We start from the raw sequence: 16,513 nt of genomic DNA on the forward strand, positions 1-16,513 counted from the left end.
TTCAATAAGGATCTACATCAGGCTGCACAATACTACCTTTACTTAGTTTTGTGGTTTGAAACTGCGTAATAATGTCCTTTATCACAGATTTCACCTTGTTAATAGATACCCCATCCTTTTCAAACTTGAGCATAATAGATTTGATATAATAATTGCGTATCCGACTGATCAATGGTACCTCCGGGCCAATTACTCTATCACCAAAGTTTTTCCTAAGTTCGGTTGCCAGGTATTCGGCCTGGTTATATAAAATATCGGCATTTTTATGTTTGATATCCAGATTGATGATGCGATAGAATGGCGGGTATTTAAAACTCCTGCGTTCCTCCATTTCAGTGAGATAAAGATCCTGGTAATCATTTTCGATTACCTGTTTTATCACCCTATGATTGGGGTCATAGGTTTGAATCACCACCTTACCCTGTTTACCCCGGCGCCCTGCCCTGCCACTTACCTGTGCCAGCATCTGGAAACTACGCTCATTAGCACGGTAATCAGGATATTTTAATAAGCTATCCGCATTGATGATACCGATTACGGTGATATCTGAAAAATCAAGTCCTTTAGCTACCATTTGCGTACCAACCAGAATATCTATCTTCTTTTCCTCCAAATCATTCAAAATATTTTGCAATGAGTTTTTTGAACGTGTGGTATCCAGGTCCATTCTTTTTATCCTGGCTTCAGGAAGCAGTATGCTTAATTCGTCTTCAACTTTTTCAGTGCCAAAACCTTTATATTCCAGGTGTGTTGAACCACATGCCGGACAAATAGAAGGAGAATCTTCCTTATAACCACAATAATGGCAATGCAGTTTACCACTGCTTTTATGATAAGTAAGGCTTACATCACAATTAATGCACTTGGGAGTGTAAGCACAAACCTTACAAACAAGCAACGGGGCGTATCCCCTGCGATTTTGAAAGAGGATCACCTGTTCTTTATTAACAAGCGCCTTTTTCATATCCTCAATCAACACACTCGTAAAGTGCGATTGCATGGTTTTCTTTTTTGTTTCCTCAATGATGCTAACTACTTCTGTTTTTGGCAACTCTACACCACCGAAGCGCTCCGTCAATTCTACCAAACCATATTTGTTCATTCGGGCATTATAATAAGTCTCAAAAGCAGGAGTTGCTGATCCTAGCAGTACTTTCCCATGATACATATTAGCAAGATAAATTGCCGCATCCCGGGCATTGTAGCGTGGTGCCGGATCAAACTGTTTGTAGGATGTTTCATGCTCCTCATCAACAATGATCAGCCCTAGGTTATTAAAGGGCAAAAATACAGATGACCTTGCACCCAAAACCACTTTATATTCGTGATTAAGTACCTTCTGCCAAACTTCAACACGTTCATTATCATTAAACCGCGAATGATAAACCCCGATACTGCTTCCAAAATATTGTCGTAGCCGCTCAATAATGTGTGTAGTAAGCGCAATTTCAGGTAGAAGATACAGCACTTGCTTATCTGCATTGATCATATCTTCAATCTGACGGATATAGATTTGCGTTTTACCGGAAGAAGTAACGCCGTGTAGCAATACCACGTCTTTTTCTTCAAACTGATCTTTTATGCCGATTAAAGCATTCTGCTGACTTTCACTTAAAATAAAATCGCCGCTAAACTCATCTTCATCAAAATATAACCGGCTTACATTTTTTTCTTCTGCAATAAATATCTCCTTTTCAATAAGGGATTTAATGCTGGCGTCACCCGCACCGCTTTCTTCTATCAATTCCGTCTTAGATATTTTTTTTTGATGCCTGGCCAGTTTAATATAAGCTAATAGTGCATCAGCTTGCTTTGGAGCGCGTTTCTCCAACATTGGAAACAACTCCTTCAGATTTTCCTGGTTGTTATAAATCGGATTTAACGTAATAAATGTCTTTTTCCGCGGCTTGTAACGTTCGCTTACTTCTTCCGAAATATGAATGATATTTTTTTCAAACATCAATTTCAGGATAGGCATCACTGTTTTTTGCCCCAGAAGTTTTACGATGTCGCCAACCGTCAATTCTGGTTGTATTTCAAGTGCCTCTACAATCAGGTATTCTTTATCATGCAGCGAAGATTTATCAATTTCAAAATCTTTATTCAGTTCTATCTTAGTTTCGCTTGCCAATTTTAATGCTGATGGTAGTGCGGCATTCATCACCTCGCCAACGTTACACATGTAGTATTCTGCCAACCATTGCCAAAACTGCAATTGTTTTGCAGTAACCACAGGACGATCATCCAGCACCTCCATCAAATATTTGGCTTCATATTTTTCAGGAGCCTGTGTAGTAATCGATAAAATAACTGCTGTGTACAATTTACTCTTACCAAACTGCACCACTACCCTTTTCCCTGGGACAACTGCATCATTCAATTGAAACGGCACGCGATAGGTATAGTTCTTCGCTATTGCTAAGGGTAAAATTACCTCAACAAAAAGGGTTTCCCTATCGGTATGTTGCGCATCAGCAAATTCAAGCATGTATCTATTTATTTCTGAAAGCGGCCAAAGCCAATGTAGCCCAGCCTGCAATAAACAACAAACCACCCACTGGGGTAATCGGTCCCATTACTATCAACCAGTTCCAGCCTAACAGGTCACGGCAGGCCAACAGGTACAACGAGCCTGAAAAAAATACAATACCAAAAGTAAAAAGATAATAAGCAGTACGGATCAGCTTGTTAGAACTAGCAAAGGTAGACAGAAAAAGCAGGGCAAAAATATGATAAAATTGGTATTGTACCCCTGTACGCCATATTTCAATCTGTTTAGGTTCAAGGTATTGCTGCAAACCATGCGCTGCAAAAGCTCCGGCTATCACTCCCAGCATTCCGAGTATGGAAGCAGTAATAACGATTTGTCTGTTCATTAGGATATAAAGTGCTAAGTTACCAATTGAAAGTATTACTTTACAGGTGCAAGGTAAAAATCTACCTTTGTAAGACAACCAACATGAAACGACTTATAATTATCACCATTATATTGCTGATAGCTACTGTGCTGGTAACCGTTGTCTATTTTAAAAACTTAAATAGCACCACCCAGCAAACCAGCCAGGTATTGCGTACCATACCCAATAATGCTTCGTTGATATTTGAATTTAACAATGAAAAAAGCTTCTATGATATTTTTGCTGACAACAAGCTGTTTGCCAATATTATCGGCGATGAAAAAATGGCGGAGCTGGCTGCACTAAAGAAAACATTATTACAAAACCCTTTAATTGAGCACTTTTTAAACGAGCAAAATTTATACGTCTCGCTCCATCCGCAAAAAGGTGATAATATTGATTTCCTGCTCACCATAGCTGTTTCAAAGGAGTTTGGGCCCGAACTATTTGAAAAAATATCAAAACAGCCTAAAAGTGGCATTGTAATAAATACTTACAATGTAGCCGGCAAACAAGGTTATATTATTTATCTGAATGACCTGAAAAAACGGTTTTATCTGATCGATCAGGATGACAATACGCTTTCCGGGAGTTTTTCAAAGGACCTTATAGAAACATGTGCTAAGTACGACTATAAAAACGAGAAGCAAGCATTTGTATTATTACCAGATCGCCAGAGTGTAAATTCTCTTGTCAACCTGTATGTTAACTATGAGGCGCTATCTCCATTGTTTGAACAATTATTTATTAATAAAAATACCGACATTTTTAAAAGCTTCAGGCAGTTACCTGCTTTTGCCGCTTTAAGTTTAAATTATAAAAGTGATGTATTAATGTTTAACGGTTCCACGCGGATACAAAACAATAAAGCTAATTATCTTGAGCTTTTCAGTGGCCAACTACCTGTAGCTAATCGTATAAAAAGCATTTTCCCATCAACAACTGCGTACAGTACAAATTTTGCGGTGTCAGATCCTAAAAAATTTGAGTCAGACTTATCTGATTGGCAAAAAAAAGGCGACTTTAAGACCGAAAGATCTGAGATTATCAATAAAATTAAATCGAAGACTGGGATCAGTCTGGTAAAAGAATTTACCCGCTTGCTAAGCAATGAATTTGCAATTGTAACTACGCGCTACCATGAGAAAATAGCTATCGCTCAGGTTACTGATGGCTCCAAAATGCGTTCAATGATGATCAACCTAAGTAAAATGAATAACGATAACGTTGGTCAATTAAACTACGAGAAATTGCCGCAATTATTACTAGGTGATGCATTCAGCATATTTAGAAGGCCTTATTTCAGAGTAATGGATAATTATCTGGTATTAACCAACAGTATGTCCGAAATGAGCAGCTATAATGATAGTTACGTTAATCACAAATTTATAAGCAAGACAGAAGGTTATGACCAATTTGATGGATTACTTGCTGAAAGAAGCAATGTGTCGTTTTTTATCCAATTCAAAAATGCACAGCCATTGTTTAAACAGGATATGAATCCCGCATTTTACAATGCATTTGAATCAATGGTACCCGGCTGGAAAAATTTTTATGCTGCTGCCTGGCAATTTACTTCTTCCGACAAAAATTATTATACCAATTTCTGCATGCGCTTAAACAGCGATACCACCAGTGTAAATACTTTTTAAAAAATCCACTTTTTACACACAACCATAAGCTTCAAATTCCGTAAAAAGCCTGTATCAGCGAAAATTAATTTATAATTTAAATTAGTTCCCTGAAGATATTTTAAAATCTTTAATAAAGCTCCTGCACAACATCTATAATGAAGAAGATTCTACCTATTTTTTGTTTATTGTTTATTACTACTAAGGGCTTTTCTCAACAACTTTCTCAATACAATACAGGCACGCTGTTTGATTCATTTGAAAATCCATCACAGCGGTCATTTATTCCGGATAGCAGTCGAAAATTTGCATTTAATTTTTTGATACCCAATTTTGATGCTAATTTTTTATTGCAAGGCAACGCACAATCAGTGCTGATAAACCGCAAATTTGGCAGCAACTACACCGGGGCCGGGTTACAGATCGGAAATGGCAGCTATAATAATGTAGGTGTTAATGAAACAGGTTATGCGTTGATGGCTAAAATGTTTGCCAGCTTCAACGGAGATGAAGAAATTGGCATTTTTGCCGGACTTAAATCAGAAGGGACGGGAGCTTTTACAGACGAAACTATAGCTTTATTTGAGGCACCTTCCCTCTTCACCAATAATATTTACGACAATGTATTGAATGATCATTTTTACAACCAGATTTATAATGCTGTTGGACTTACCTACCGGGAAAGGTTGAGCAGTCAATTCGCAATTGGTTTTAAAGTGTCGTTTTTGATGGGGGTTGATTACACCAAACTCAATGTCAATGAGTCGCATTTAAGTTTTAATAATGCAGCTGATGAAACGGATATTTCATTAAGAGGCAAATATTATGTGAGTAAAAGTCCAGGAAACTTTGATGGGAGTAGTTTTTTACCAAATTCACGTAATCCCGGTGCCCAAATAAGTATTGGAACATCGTACCAGACAGATGACGATATCACTTTACAGGCTAACATAAAAGACCTGGGATTTATTCATTGGTACAGCGGCTCATTCGTCAGCAATTTCAATAGTACAGCGGCGGTTACCGGCCTGGCAGGCTTGTCACCAAGACAACGGGAACAAACGTTGTATAATTCAGTATATGCAATACTTGCCGGTACTCCAACATATGGATCATTCACTACCGCTACAGATGGCCGGTTTGAGTTTAGTGCCAATAAATCTTATGACTTAAACCCGGATAAATCTATTAAATATTCGCCAACGCTTATCGTATCAAAAGAGCTGTTTTATAATGGTTACACAGCAGCGATGGTCAATCGTTTCCAATTCGACAATATGAATGTCAGTTTAACTCCATCCTATGATAATCTGCACCTGTTTAATATAGGCTTGCAACTAATGTACAAGTCAAGTAATATGGAGGTATTTATTGGTAGCGACAGGCTTGTCCAAACGGCAGGGCTTGCCAGCGCAAAAAGCAATCCTGAAGCCTACTCTAATGGCCCATATACCGGTGGTGATATCTTTTTTGGCTTTGCCGTAAAATTCGGTCCTGTAATTGAGCATCCTTTAAACTCAAGCACAATACCTACCGGTGAAAAGGGGTTCTTAGCAAGACTGTGGAACAGGCTGTTTAAGACTTACCAATAATCAGACTGATTTTTTCCCTGCTATGAAGTCTTTCAGATAATACGGCTCAAAATAGGCCACATTTTCAAAATCTTTTGTCAGGTATTTTTCTGTTGCCTTTTTAGTGATATAACGTGCCGAATTAATAAACCCGGGAATAATTTGTGCGTTGGGATTTACACCTAATACTTCACTGCATTTTGCCGCACCATCACCAAAAAATAACATTTTATTTGTTTTTAGCAGGTCTATAAAGCTATTTTCATCGATGATCTCGGCCGAAGTAGATTTTACTCTGACTCCTTTAGTATCAAATACAGCAGTAAAAACTTCCATCCTGCGCGCATCTATCATAGGACAAAGTAATGTATTATCATCAAAGCTATTTTGAGATATCATACCATCAACCATTCCTTCAAGTGTTTCAATAGCAATAAGAGGAATATCCAGGGCAAAGCATAAACCCTTTGCAACCGAGATGCCAATCCGCAATCCTGTATATGAACCCGGCCCGCAACTTACGGCTACCACGTCTAAATCCTGGTATGATTTATCAACTGTTTTTAAAACCTCATCGATAAATAAAGTGATTATTTCGGCATGCACATTTCGTTGCTCCAATTCTTTATACGCCAAAACACTTCCATTTTCTGAAAGGGCTACGGAACACACTGTGGTTGCAGTTTCAATTTGTAGTATCAGGCTCATAGTATTTAAGGTACCGGATCATGCCCATGGCCTCCCCAGGGGTTGCAACTGGCAATACGTTTTAAAGTTAGCCATCCGCCTTTAAAGGCCCCATGTTTTTTGATTGCTTCAACCCCATATTGCGAACATGTTGGTGTATATCGGCAGGAAGCACCGGTAAGCGGAGAAATAAAATATTGGTATATTCTGATGAGGATCACAAAAAATCCCCCGATTATGCGTTTCAATATATCAGCGATCATCTTCATTTAGCAACCTCCTCAAAAAGCTGATTTAAAAGCTTCAGGATCTTTTTCTCAATAAACTCATAAGGTGCAATCTCCTTACCGATAAATCCTATCGAAAGCACGATCCTTTTATCTGCATCCCCTAATAAAGAATATAAATGCTGCTGTTTATGCAAACGGTAAGCTTCGCGGATGCGTCGCTTTATCAGGTTACGGTCTACCGCTTTCTTATACCGTTTTTTTGATACGGAAAATAAAACCTGTGCCGGGAATAGTTGTGTATCAGTATTAATAAGCCACGAAACCTTAAAAGGATAACACAAAAAAGAAGAACCGTTATGATAAAGCTGATCGATCAACTTTTTATTACATAAACGTTCTTCTTTTGTAAAAGTGTATGTTTTGCCCATGGCCAGAACCGCAATTTAATAAAACACACCCGGCCAGCGCCCAGCAAAGGGAATAAGCAAATTATGCTTTATGGCTGCGTTCGTCAGAAACAGATAATCTTTTTCTGCCTTTTGCTCTTCTTGATGCCAATATTCTTCTGCCATTAGCAGTTGACATGCGCTCACGGAAACCGTGTTTATTTCTTCTTTTCCTTTCAGAAGGCTGGAACGTTCTTTTCATTGCTATTTTATTGTATACGTCGTTTTTAAAAACAAGAGTGCAAATGTAGCGTAAATTTTAAACTTTTCAAATACATTTTACTTATTTGTTAAACGGTTTTACATATTGTAATTTAACGGCTTATTATAATTTATCTTAAGTAAAATGAAATTTTCAGCAATTCTGCTATTTGTATTACTCCCGTTTTTCGCTTTATGCCAGGAAAATTTCACTTTGCATTATAAAATATATGATACAAAAAATCAAAAGATAATATCAGCAGAGGATATCATTAGTAATATGGACAACGCTGATGTACTATTTTTTGGCGAAGAACATAATGATTCGACCTGCCACGTTCTGGAACTTACATTATTTAATTTATTCGCATCAAAGTACCAGGGTAAAGCGGCATTATCAATGGAGATGTTTGAAACCGATTGCCAAACTGTGCTAAATGAGTATCTGAACGGACTGATACGTGAGAAAAATTTCATTACCGAAGCCCGTGCATGGCATAATTATAAAGATTATCGTCCGCTCATTGAACTTGCAAAAAGCGCCAATATGTCAATTGTTGCCGCAAACGCACCTGCACGGTATGTTAATATGGTGAACAGAATGGGACTAACCAGTTTGCAAGAACTGGATGCTACCGCTAAAGGATGGCTCCCGCCCCTACCCATTGATACAGCTACCGGAGCTTATTATGATAAATTCTTACAAATAATGGGTGGCCATAGCGCTATGGGCGGAATGCAAATGTACCAGGCACAAAATCTTTGGGATGCAACCATGGGCTGGTCAATAGCTAATTTTTTGAAACAACACCATAACTATAAACTATTGCAGGTGAACGGCGGCTTTCACAGCGAAGAAAAATTAGGCGCGGCTGCCCAATTAAAAAAATATGCAACTAAGGTTAAAATATTAAACATAGCCTGTTTTTCGGATGAAAATTTTGATCATCCTGATTGGAGTAAATTCAGCAAAGAGAATGATTACATCCTTTTAACAGATCCAAAACTTCCGAGGACTTATTAAAGATATTTAATTCAATAAGTTGCTTCTTCATCCAAATTATGGATAAATAATCTACAAATACCAAAGTTGCAGCTAAAAGATAATTATTAAGCTTTCTTTGCCAGTAAATCTCTTATCTGGGTAAGTAACACTTCTTCTTTTGTTGGATCAGGAGCTGGAGCAGCTTCCTCAGGTTTTTTCATTGAATTTATAGCCTTTACGATTAAAAAAATACAAAAAGCTATGATCAGAAATTCAATCAATGTATTAATAAAGTTTCCGTAGTTGATGGAAACAGCAGCTATCTTTTTAGCGGGGTCACCCGGCTTTATCATTATTTTAAGATTTTTGAAATCTATGCCACCTGTAAGATATCCGATGGGAGGCATAATTACGTCATTTACCAGCGAGGTGACGATTTTACCAAAGGCCACGCCGATGATAACACCTACTGCAAGGTCAACCACGTTCCCCCGCATTGCAAATTCTTTAAACTCTTTGATAATGGCCATAAGTGAGATTTTATGTTTAAATGTATTAAAATATTTAATTAGAAAAAAAGATTTATTGCGGGCCTTTAATTAAACACTTATTCTGTTTCTACGTTTAAAGGTTGTCCTGGTCTTAGTGCATCAAAAGTTAATGTTTCAAGTTTATGTTAATTGATGTATTTTTGGCTGTCTAATTATGCTTAAACAAAATCTTCAACAGAAACTTTTACAAAAGCTGTCGCCACAGCAAATACAATTTATAAAATTGTTGCAGGTACCTACTGTATCTCTTGACACACGTATAAAAGAAGAACTTGAAGAAAACCCGGCACTTGAAGATCTAAGTTTAACTAATCTGAACGAGCCTGAAGAGCAATACCCCGACCGTGATCCAGAAGAAGATACCTATAACGGCGATGAGAACGAGGGCCCCGCAGACGAATTCAACATCGATGATTATCTCCAGGAAGATAACCTAAACGAATACGGATCAAGATATGACCAGAATGGTGACGATGATGATGACCGTAAAGAAATACCGATAGCCGTACAAAGCTCATTTTTTGAAAATTTACAGGCTCAGCTCGACCTTCTTCCTCTGTCTGATAAAGATTTCAGAATCGGACAGCAAATAATAGGCAGTCTGGATGATGATGGCTACCTGCGCCGGTCGATCACCTCACTAACCGATGACCTGGCTTTTTCACAAAACATCTTTGCAGAAGATGAAGAGGTTGAAGAAATGCTGAAAGTGATTCAAAGTTTTGATCCGCCGGGTGTTGGGGCACGTAGTCTGCAGGAATGCTTGCTGATACAACTAAGGAGAAAAGATGCTGTTGCCGACCCTATAATCAAAAAAGCTATCCAGGTAGTTGAGCATTACCTTGATGAGTTTACACGTAAGCACTACGATAAGCTTGAAAAATCGCTTAACATGAATTCTCATGAGTTAAGGGCAGTTATAAATGAAATCTTAAAACTGAATCCTAAACCTGGCGACTCAAGCGAAATGAACACCAAGCAGATGCAGGTAATACCTGATTTTCATATCGCCAACAACGATGGTATACTTATTCTGACTTTAAACTCAAAAAATGCTCCTGAACTTCGTGTAAGCCGGTCATATCAGGAAATGTTTGAGCATTATGACAAAGCCTCCCAAAAAGATAAAAAAATGAAGGAAGCGGTGCAATTTGTAAAACAAAAGCTCGATTCGGCGAAATGGTTTATCGATGCTATTAAACAGCGGCAGCAAACACTGTTAAAGACCATGAACGCCATCATGCAATATCAATACGAATATTTTCTGACCGGTGATGATAAAAACCTGAGGCCGATGATATTAAAAGATATTGCGGACAGGATAAACATGGATATTTCAACTGTATCAAGGGTTGCCAATTCAAAATACGTGCAGACAGAACATGGCACCTATCTCCTGAAATCTTTTTTCTCAGAAGCTATTCAAACTGAGAGCGGCGAAGAGGTATCAAACAAAGAGGTTAAAAAAATATTGGAAGAGCACATCGGTGCAGAAGACAAGCATCATCCCCTGGCTGATGAAAAATTAACCGAGATATTAAAAGAGAACGGCTACAATATCGCCCGCCGTACCGTTGCCAAATACCGTGAGCAAATGAATATCCCCGTTGCCCGGTTACGAAAAGAACTTTAATCCTGTCACCACGAATTACGTGGCGATATTTCCCTATCCTTATTATTAAGCATAAGGCCCAACACGATCTCGTGCGTGCCGTTACTTACCGTACGCAATGCCGAGGTGCTATATTCATAAGAATAGCTGACATTGATAAGCGAACTGAGATTAAAACCCAGCAATCCGGCAACCGAATCCTGATTACGGTATGATGCTCCAATCCAAAACCTATCCTTGAAAGCAAGCTTCATGTTTATATCAAAAGCAACAGGTTCAGGGTTAAGTATTTTTAACAAGGCTGATGGCATCAGTGTCATATCATCCGACAGAAAAAGTTTCACACCGCCCGTTATAAAATATTGCGGCACTGTTTTAGCCTGGTTAGACGCGTTGGTTGTAGTAAAATATGAATTCTGAGATAATAATTGCTGGGCCGATACCCCGAAATAATAATTTGAAGAGTAGCCCCATATCCCTACACTCAGATCAGGTTTCCATTGGCTGTTATTACCATTCGCAATTACCGGATCAAGCGGGTTTTCGAGCGAGAGATCAGCTATGTTCAAGCTGTTGTGATTTAAGCCAGCCGCAACACCTACCGATAAATTAAATGTGCTTGATATGCCTAAATGATAGGCGTAAGTAGCATCAATATTGGTAGTACTGATGGGACCTGCCTGATCAGACACTACCATAAAGCCAATACCATGATGCGGTTCAGCTGCTTGGTAATTTTGGGTATATAAATGACTATAAGGATTTGCCTCATTACCCGGAGACATGGCAGCAGCATCACCCCGAACAAAGTCAGAGCCAAATGGTGCACTAAAGGTAAGATAGCTTGTTACAGGGGCTCCTTGTAGTCCGGTCCACTGGCTTCGGTAACCCGCTTTAAGATCTATGTAATTTTCAATGCCGCTTACGGCTGGGTTAAGCAACAAATTGTTAAAAACATACTGCGTATACTGCGGTTTTTGCTGTGCTTCCGCTAACTGAAGCATTAGGCTAAAAATAAATAATACGTGTAAAAGTTTCTTCATCCCTGCCCGTTAAACACCGTCCTCCAGTTTGTGATATCCATAAGGTTTATATTTGAATGATAGCAAGAACGCTCACTCAGCTTTTGCAATAGATGCAACTAATTTACGAATATAATCTTCTTTTATATTAGTGTATTGATATTTTATACGGAAGAAAGAGAGAAAGTACAAATGTCTGTCGATAGAAATACTTCTGAATTAATTATTACGAGATTTATTAAGCAATTCCAACTCTTTATTTGCCAGTTGCAACTTATGGGCGAGGTCTTTATTTTCCCTGCGTAAATGATATATTTCCAGCGCATTTTGAATATAAAGCTTCAATTCATCATTTTGCCATGGCTTTACCAGGTACTTATACACCTGTCCGCGGTTTATAGCATCCATTACAGCATTCATGTCAGAAAATCCTGTTAATAAAATTCTGATCGTATCAGGAAATACCCCCAATATTGATTCAAGAAACTCAATACCAGTCATACCAGGCATGCGCTGATCAGTAATAATTACCCCAATTTCACAGGAATCCAAAATTTTACGCCCTTCGCGCGCCGACTGTGCTGTATAAATTTCAAAGTCGCGTCTGAAAGCAGCTTTAAAACTATTAAGATTATTTATTTCATCATCTACGTATAGTACTCCGTAAGGCATAAATCAAATTTTAGGTAAAAGAGAGATACCACGTATAATTTAAAACCCGAAAAATACTTGAAAGTTTAATTTTTACGCAATTTTATTGTAATATCACACCTCCTGTAAAAGAAGCATTTGTAAAAATGAAAAAAATATTGTTAATCATATGCCTGTTACTTCAAAATAGTTTAATTTTTGCTTTTCAGACAGATACATTAACGATTCATGAAAACGAAACACGGCTTCTTACGCATCAGTATTTTCTTGAATTTGAGGACCCTACACGCACATATACAATAAATGATATTATATCGAATACTGCATTCCACCCTATTAGCTCTTCATTGCCTGTACTCAAATATTCAAAATCTACTACCTGGATAAAATTTATAGTAAAGAATAAAACCACCCGCGCATTTATGCCTATAACCATAGAACAAAGTGTTATTGATAATTTTGACGCATACTTTGCCGACCCTGAGAAAGGCACTCACATTATTAATTTGACTTCGGGTATCCCCTCACGTGATTCTAAATTAATCAAACAAAATAACAACTTGATCAATTGTCTTATTTTTCCTGACTCGGTAAGAACTATTTACCTGAGGATCAGGAGCAGTGCATCAGGCGTATTACCTATTCAGATAAGCAGTGCAAATGCCTTTTTTAAAAGCTCAGATTTTGAGAATATTGTTACAGGTGGCTTTATGGGTATTATATTGATAATGGCGCTATATAATTTAATGCTATTTATTATCGTCCGCGATTTGAGCTATCTGTACTATATTTCCTATATCATATTTTTGGGTCTATCACAAATCCTTCTCCGCGGTTATGGGATCAGTTTTTTTATAAGTAAAAAAGTAATATTAGGTAATTATTTCATTCCATTTACCCAAATATTATTCGGATACTCCATAATATTATTTGCATCGGAATTTTTACAACTTAAGCAAAATTTAAAATCTTATTTTAAGTATTACTATTTGTTATACGCGATATATACTATAGCATTGATAGCTATCATAACCGGCAATGTGCGTTTCACCAATGATTTAATAACCATTTCCTCTTCACTTACAGCGATAGCTTTGCTATTTATAGGCGGGTTGCTGTACTTTAAAGGGTTTAGTCCGGCCAAATATTTTATGTTTGGCTGGAGCTTGTTCCTTGTATCCATGCTTATTTCTATTGCTTATCAGGGAGGCTATATTGTACACAATGCTTTTACATCAAATATTATAATTTATAGTTCGACACTTCAGCTTATGTTATTTTCGATAGCACTTGCTGATAAGATCAACTTTTACCGTCGGCAAAACAACGACACGCAATTGCTTTCACTCACTATAGCCAAAGAAAATGAACGCCTTATAACCGAGCAGAATATTTTACTGGAATCAGAAGTAAATGCACGCACCCAGCAACTAATACAAACTAATCAGGATTTGTCTTCAACTATAGAAGATCTTAAATTGGCTCAGATGAAGCTGATAGAAACAGAAAAGATGGCTTCATTAGGACAGCTTACCGCAGGTATAGCCCATGAAATTAATAACCCTATTAATTTTGTAAGCTCAAACGTAAAGCCTTTGCGGCTGGATTTCCTGGAGATATTCGCATTAATGGACAAATATAACGAGGCGGGAGTTCTGCCAGACAGGAAAGAATTATTACATCAAGCCGGACAGAAGAAACAAAGTATTGACCTGGTTTTTTTAAAAGAAGAGGTACTGTCGCTACTGGATGGCATTGAAGAAGGTGCTAACCGCACTACCGAAATTGTGCAAAGCCTGCGAACATTTAGCAGGACAGACGAATTGATTTCAAAATCTATTGACATTAATAAGGCCATATTAAATACGCTGGTATTGCTGAGAAGTTCTATACCCTACAATATTGAAATTAAGCCTGTTTTAAATAAGTTACCGCTTTTAAATTGCTATCCCGGAAAAATAAACCAGGCTTTAATGAACCTGATAAACAATGGCATACAGGCTATAAAAGCTAAAGAACAACAGGATAATGAAAGTGTTATGATCGTAACAAGTGATTATCCCGACTATATAACCATTGAAATTACAGATACAGGAATAGGCATGAATAACGAGGTAAAACAGCGCATTTTTGAGCCATTTTTTACTACTAAAGAAGTGGGTGAAGGAACTGGCTTAGGTTTGTCAATCGTTTTCGGCATAATTGAGGCTCATCACGGTGCCATTACTGTTGAGTCTGAAACAGGAAAAGGCACGAAATTCACTATCGCTCTGCCAAAAAATCTTGAATAAACTAAACCTAAAAGAACTTATCCGGATTTGGAACCAGGTTTAAAAACGACTCAAAGTTTTCCTTATAGTGTGATTGATCAAGCTGATAATAAAATGCTCCCTTTTTTGATGACATCTTATCTTTTTCAGGAAGTTTCACCAGCAAACCTGTCGACAATAATTTACGACTAAAATTACGGTCGTCAAATTCAGTTTGATAAACCCCTTCATAAAGCGATTGCAATTGCGGGATTGTAAATTTTTCGGGTAATAGTTGAAATAATATCGGGTGCAAAGCTGCCTTGTAGCGCAACTGGCGCATAGCCAGTTTAACCATTTCAGCATGATCAAATATCAATTCAGGTAGTTCATTTAATAAAAACCATTCTGCGTGATATTCATCATTGATCTGTTTTTCATATTGATGTATATCTATCAGAGCATAATAAGCTACAGAAAGTGTTCTTTCAACTGGGTCACGATCAGGTTTTCCAAATACATGAAACTGGTCCATGTATACATTTTTCAATCCTGTACGTTGTTCTAATACACGTATAGCGGCATCTTCCGGTGATTCTGATGGCTGTATAAATCCACCCATTAAACTCCATTTATGTCTTTCGGGCTCAATAGCCCGTTGCACCAGCAATAGTTTTATATTCCAGCCATCAAACCCAAATATGATACAATCAGTAGCTACTAAAATTCTTTTTTGGCCGGTATATCTTTGCATGTATTAAATACTATATGTACAAGTGTAAAAATAAATTGCAGTAATAAAAAATTAATAAGACAATCGTATTTTTTATATTACACGAACCTAAATTAAAACAATTTCTTAAAAAGGTCTTTTAAAATAAAAGAGTAATGTTATAGATTTATCCTGTAAACCAATTATTATGTCTTCCAAAACATTTTCTGCAGCACAAATAGCCAATTACAATCGTGATGGTTATCTTTTAGTTAAGGGCTTTTGCTCAAAGGCCGAAACAGATAAGCTTTATAAAACTGCAATCGAGGACGAAGCAATGAGCAAGAATGCTTTAGATCTGAACGACCTTAGCGGAAAAAAAACACGTTTATCTCTATGGTTCACACCAGGGAATGATGTGTTTGGCTATCTCACCCGCAGTGAGAAGATAGTTTCGTCAGTGGCACAATTACTGGATAGCGATGCACCAGTTTGTCACTTTCACTCCAAACTGATGCAAAAAGAGCCTAAAGTAGGCGGTGCCTGGGAATGGCACCAGGACTATGGCTACTGGTATAAGAATCAATTTATGTATCCCGATCAATTAATGAGCGTAATGGTTGCACTGACCGCGGCAAATAAGGAAAACGGCTGTTTGCAGGTAATCAAAGGCTCACATAAGCTGGGAAGGGTAAATCATGGCTTTTCAGGTGAACAGGTTGGTGCGGATATGACAATGGTGAATAATGCGCTGCAAACAATGGAATCGGTTTATAGCGAATTGCAACCGGGGGATGCCCTATTTTTTCACAGTAATTTATTGCATCGGTCAGAGGCTAATTTGTCTGATCACCCACGCTGGTCTATTATTTCCTGTTATTGCTCCCAATCAAATCTGGCCTATAACGAAACATCCACATCATGGAAAACCCCTGTAAAAATAGTGCCGGATGAAGCAATTCTGAATTGGGAAGCCGGCTCACTATCAAACAATGATTTCCTGAAAAAAGAAAATGATCCGGCATTAAAGGACACAGGATGGGAAAAATAAAAGTTGGAAGGTTGAAA

Annotated in this window: 16 protein-coding genes; 6 read left to right on the forward strand and 10 right to left on the reverse strand. The window is 37.8% G+C overall.

Features of this window, described 5'->3' with window-relative positions:
* Position 1: 1 nt before the first annotated feature.
* On the reverse strand, positions 2 to 2,488 hold the full coding sequence (gene priA / locus ACPPVU_RS17395) for a replication restart helicase PriA (protein WP_426667800.1): 2,487 nt from the start codon (positions 2,486 to 2,488) through the stop codon (positions 2 to 4).
* 4 nt (positions 2,489 to 2,492) lie between these two features.
* Entirely contained in the window at positions 2,493 to 2,876 is a 384-nt protein-coding gene (locus ACPPVU_RS17400) for a DUF423 domain-containing protein (RefSeq protein WP_426667801.1), read from the reverse strand.
* An 83-nt stretch (positions 2,877 to 2,959) separates the two neighbouring features.
* Here ACPPVU_RS17400 and ACPPVU_RS17405 point away from each other — a divergent pair, with 83 nt between their 5' ends.
* Both ACPPVU_RS17405 and ACPPVU_RS17410 read left to right on the forward strand, forming a co-directional pair.
* A complete protein-coding gene (locus tag ACPPVU_RS17405) occupies positions 2,960 to 4,549 on the forward strand; it encodes a hypothetical protein (RefSeq protein ID WP_426667802.1) in 1,590 nt (529 codons plus the stop codon).
* 137 nt (positions 4,550 to 4,686) lie between these two features.
* Positions 4,687 to 6,120, forward strand: a complete 1,434-nt coding sequence (locus tag ACPPVU_RS17410) for a DUF5723 family protein (RefSeq protein WP_426667803.1) — start codon at positions 4,687 to 4,689, stop codon at positions 6,118 to 6,120.
* On the opposite strand, the gene tsaB is transcribed toward ACPPVU_RS17410, so the two are convergent.
* From tsaB to rpmH, 4 genes are all read right to left on the reverse strand, one after another.
* A complete protein-coding gene (gene tsaB / locus ACPPVU_RS17415; RefSeq protein ID WP_426667804.1) occupies positions 6,121 to 6,807 on the reverse strand; it encodes a tRNA (adenosine(37)-N6)-threonylcarbamoyltransferase complex dimerization subunit type 1 TsaB in 687 nt (228 codons plus the stop codon). It abuts the gene before it with no gap.
* Positions 6,808 to 6,812: 5 nt separating this feature from the next.
* Positions 6,813 to 7,055, reverse strand: coding sequence for a membrane protein insertion efficiency factor YidD (yidD, locus tag ACPPVU_RS17420; protein ID WP_426667805.1), 243 nt, complete (start codon positions 7,053 to 7,055; stop codon positions 6,813 to 6,815).
* Entirely contained in the window at positions 7,052 to 7,444 is a 393-nt protein-coding gene (rnpA, locus tag ACPPVU_RS17425; RefSeq protein WP_426667806.1) for a ribonuclease P protein component, read from the reverse strand. Before rnpA ends, yidD begins: the two co-directional genes overlap by 4 nt.
* Before the next feature lie 61 nt (positions 7,445 to 7,505).
* Positions 7,506 to 7,664: a 50S ribosomal protein L34 gene (gene rpmH / locus ACPPVU_RS17430; protein ID WP_426667807.1), complete on the reverse strand. Its 159-nt coding sequence runs from the start codon at positions 7,662 to 7,664 to the stop codon at positions 7,506 to 7,508.
* 144 nt (positions 7,665 to 7,808) lie between these two features.
* Between rpmH and ACPPVU_RS17435 the strand changes: the two genes are divergently transcribed.
* A complete protein-coding gene (locus tag ACPPVU_RS17435; RefSeq protein ID WP_426667808.1) occupies positions 7,809 to 8,687 on the forward strand; it encodes a ChaN family lipoprotein in 879 nt (292 codons plus the stop codon).
* A gap of 86 nt (positions 8,688 to 8,773) precedes the next feature.
* Here ACPPVU_RS17435 and mscL read toward each other — a convergent pair whose 3' ends face one another.
* On the reverse strand, positions 8,774 to 9,178 hold the full coding sequence (mscL, locus tag ACPPVU_RS17440) for a large-conductance mechanosensitive channel protein MscL (RefSeq protein WP_426667809.1): 405 nt from the start codon (positions 9,176 to 9,178) through the stop codon (positions 8,774 to 8,776).
* Between the two features lie 175 nt (positions 9,179 to 9,353).
* Between mscL and rpoN the strand changes: the two genes are divergently transcribed.
* Complete coding sequence (gene rpoN / locus ACPPVU_RS17445; protein ID WP_426667810.1) at positions 9,354 to 10,832, forward strand: RNA polymerase factor sigma-54; 1,479 nt, start codon at positions 9,354 to 9,356, stop codon at positions 10,830 to 10,832.
* A gap of 5 nt (positions 10,833 to 10,837) precedes the next feature.
* Here rpoN and ACPPVU_RS17450 read toward each other — a convergent pair whose 3' ends face one another.
* Together ACPPVU_RS17450 and ACPPVU_RS17455 are read right to left on the reverse strand one after the other, a co-directional pair.
* Positions 10,838 to 11,854, reverse strand: coding sequence for a PorP/SprF family type IX secretion system membrane protein (locus ACPPVU_RS17450; protein ID WP_426667811.1), 1,017 nt, complete (start codon positions 11,852 to 11,854; stop codon positions 10,838 to 10,840).
* Positions 11,855 to 12,052: 198 nt separating this feature from the next.
* Positions 12,053 to 12,505: a response regulator gene (locus ACPPVU_RS17455; protein WP_426667812.1), complete on the reverse strand. Its 453-nt coding sequence runs from the start codon at positions 12,503 to 12,505 to the stop codon at positions 12,053 to 12,055.
* A 125-nt stretch (positions 12,506 to 12,630) separates the two neighbouring features.
* On the opposite strand from ACPPVU_RS17455, the gene ACPPVU_RS17460 reads away from it, so the two are divergent.
* Positions 12,631 to 14,775, forward strand: coding sequence for a sensor histidine kinase (locus ACPPVU_RS17460; protein WP_426667813.1), 2,145 nt, complete (start codon positions 12,631 to 12,633; stop codon positions 14,773 to 14,775).
* Positions 14,776 to 14,782: 7 nt separating this feature from the next.
* Here the strand turns inward: ACPPVU_RS17460 and ACPPVU_RS17465 are convergent, their stop codons facing one another.
* Positions 14,783 to 15,487: an NUDIX hydrolase gene (locus ACPPVU_RS17465; RefSeq protein WP_426667814.1), complete on the reverse strand. Its 705-nt coding sequence runs from the start codon at positions 15,485 to 15,487 to the stop codon at positions 14,783 to 14,785.
* Positions 15,488 to 15,653: 166 nt separating this feature from the next.
* On the opposite strand from ACPPVU_RS17465, the gene ACPPVU_RS17470 reads away from it, so the two are divergent.
* Positions 15,654 to 16,496, forward strand: a complete 843-nt coding sequence (locus ACPPVU_RS17470) for a phytanoyl-CoA dioxygenase family protein (protein WP_426667815.1) — start codon at positions 15,654 to 15,656, stop codon at positions 16,494 to 16,496.
* Positions 16,497 to 16,513 lie beyond the last annotated feature (17 nt).

This window comes from Mucilaginibacter sp. McL0603 (genome assembly GCF_049992945.1).
Taxonomy (GTDB): domain Bacteria; phylum Bacteroidota; class Bacteroidia; order Sphingobacteriales; family Sphingobacteriaceae; genus Mucilaginibacter.

What these genes read in the sequence shown, in the direction of transcription:
- rpoN (WP_426667810.1), top strand. Translation starts at nt 9,354, where the DNA reads ATGCTTAAACAAAATCTTCAACAGAAACTTTTACAAAAGCTGTCGCCA.
- rnpA (WP_426667806.1), bottom strand. Translation starts at nt 7,444, where the DNA reads ATGGGCAAAACATACACTTTTACAAAAGAAGAACGTTTATGTAATAAA.
- ACPPVU_RS17400 (WP_426667801.1), bottom strand. Translation starts at nt 2,876, where the DNA reads ATGAACAGACAAATCGTTATTACTGCTTCCATACTCGGAATGCTGGGA.
- ACPPVU_RS17405 (WP_426667802.1), top strand. Translation starts at nt 2,960, where the DNA reads ATGAAACGACTTATAATTATCACCATTATATTGCTGATAGCTACTGTG.
- ACPPVU_RS17460 (WP_426667813.1), top strand. Translation starts at nt 12,631, where the DNA reads ATGAAAAAAATATTGTTAATCATATGCCTGTTACTTCAAAATAGTTTA.
- ACPPVU_RS17450 (WP_426667811.1), bottom strand. Translation starts at nt 11,854, where the DNA reads ATGAAGAAACTTTTACACGTATTATTTATTTTTAGCCTAATGCTTCAG.
- ACPPVU_RS17470 (WP_426667815.1), top strand. Translation starts at nt 15,654, where the DNA reads ATGTCTTCCAAAACATTTTCTGCAGCACAAATAGCCAATTACAATCGT.
- priA (WP_426667800.1), bottom strand. Translation starts at nt 2,488, where the DNA reads ATGCTTGAATTTGCTGATGCGCAACATACCGATAGGGAAACCCTTTTT.
- ACPPVU_RS17455 (WP_426667812.1), bottom strand. Translation starts at nt 12,505, where the DNA reads ATGCCTTACGGAGTACTATACGTAGATGATGAAATAAATAATCTTAAT.
- tsaB (WP_426667804.1), bottom strand. Translation starts at nt 6,807, where the DNA reads ATGAGCCTGATACTACAAATTGAAACTGCAACCACAGTGTGTTCCGTA.
- ACPPVU_RS17465 (WP_426667814.1), bottom strand. Translation starts at nt 15,487, where the DNA reads ATGCAAAGATATACCGGCCAAAAAAGAATTTTAGTAGCTACTGATTGT.
- ACPPVU_RS17410 (WP_426667803.1), top strand. Translation starts at nt 4,687, where the DNA reads ATGAAGAAGATTCTACCTATTTTTTGTTTATTGTTTATTACTACTAAG.
- rpmH (WP_426667807.1), bottom strand. Translation starts at nt 7,664, where the DNA reads ATGAAAAGAACGTTCCAGCCTTCTGAAAGGAAAAGAAGAAATAAACAC.
- mscL (WP_426667809.1), bottom strand. Translation starts at nt 9,178, where the DNA reads ATGGCCATTATCAAAGAGTTTAAAGAATTTGCAATGCGGGGGAACGTG.
- yidD (WP_426667805.1), bottom strand. Translation starts at nt 7,055, where the DNA reads ATGAAGATGATCGCTGATATATTGAAACGCATAATCGGGGGATTTTTT.
- ACPPVU_RS17435 (WP_426667808.1), top strand. Translation starts at nt 7,809, where the DNA reads ATGAAATTTTCAGCAATTCTGCTATTTGTATTACTCCCGTTTTTCGCT.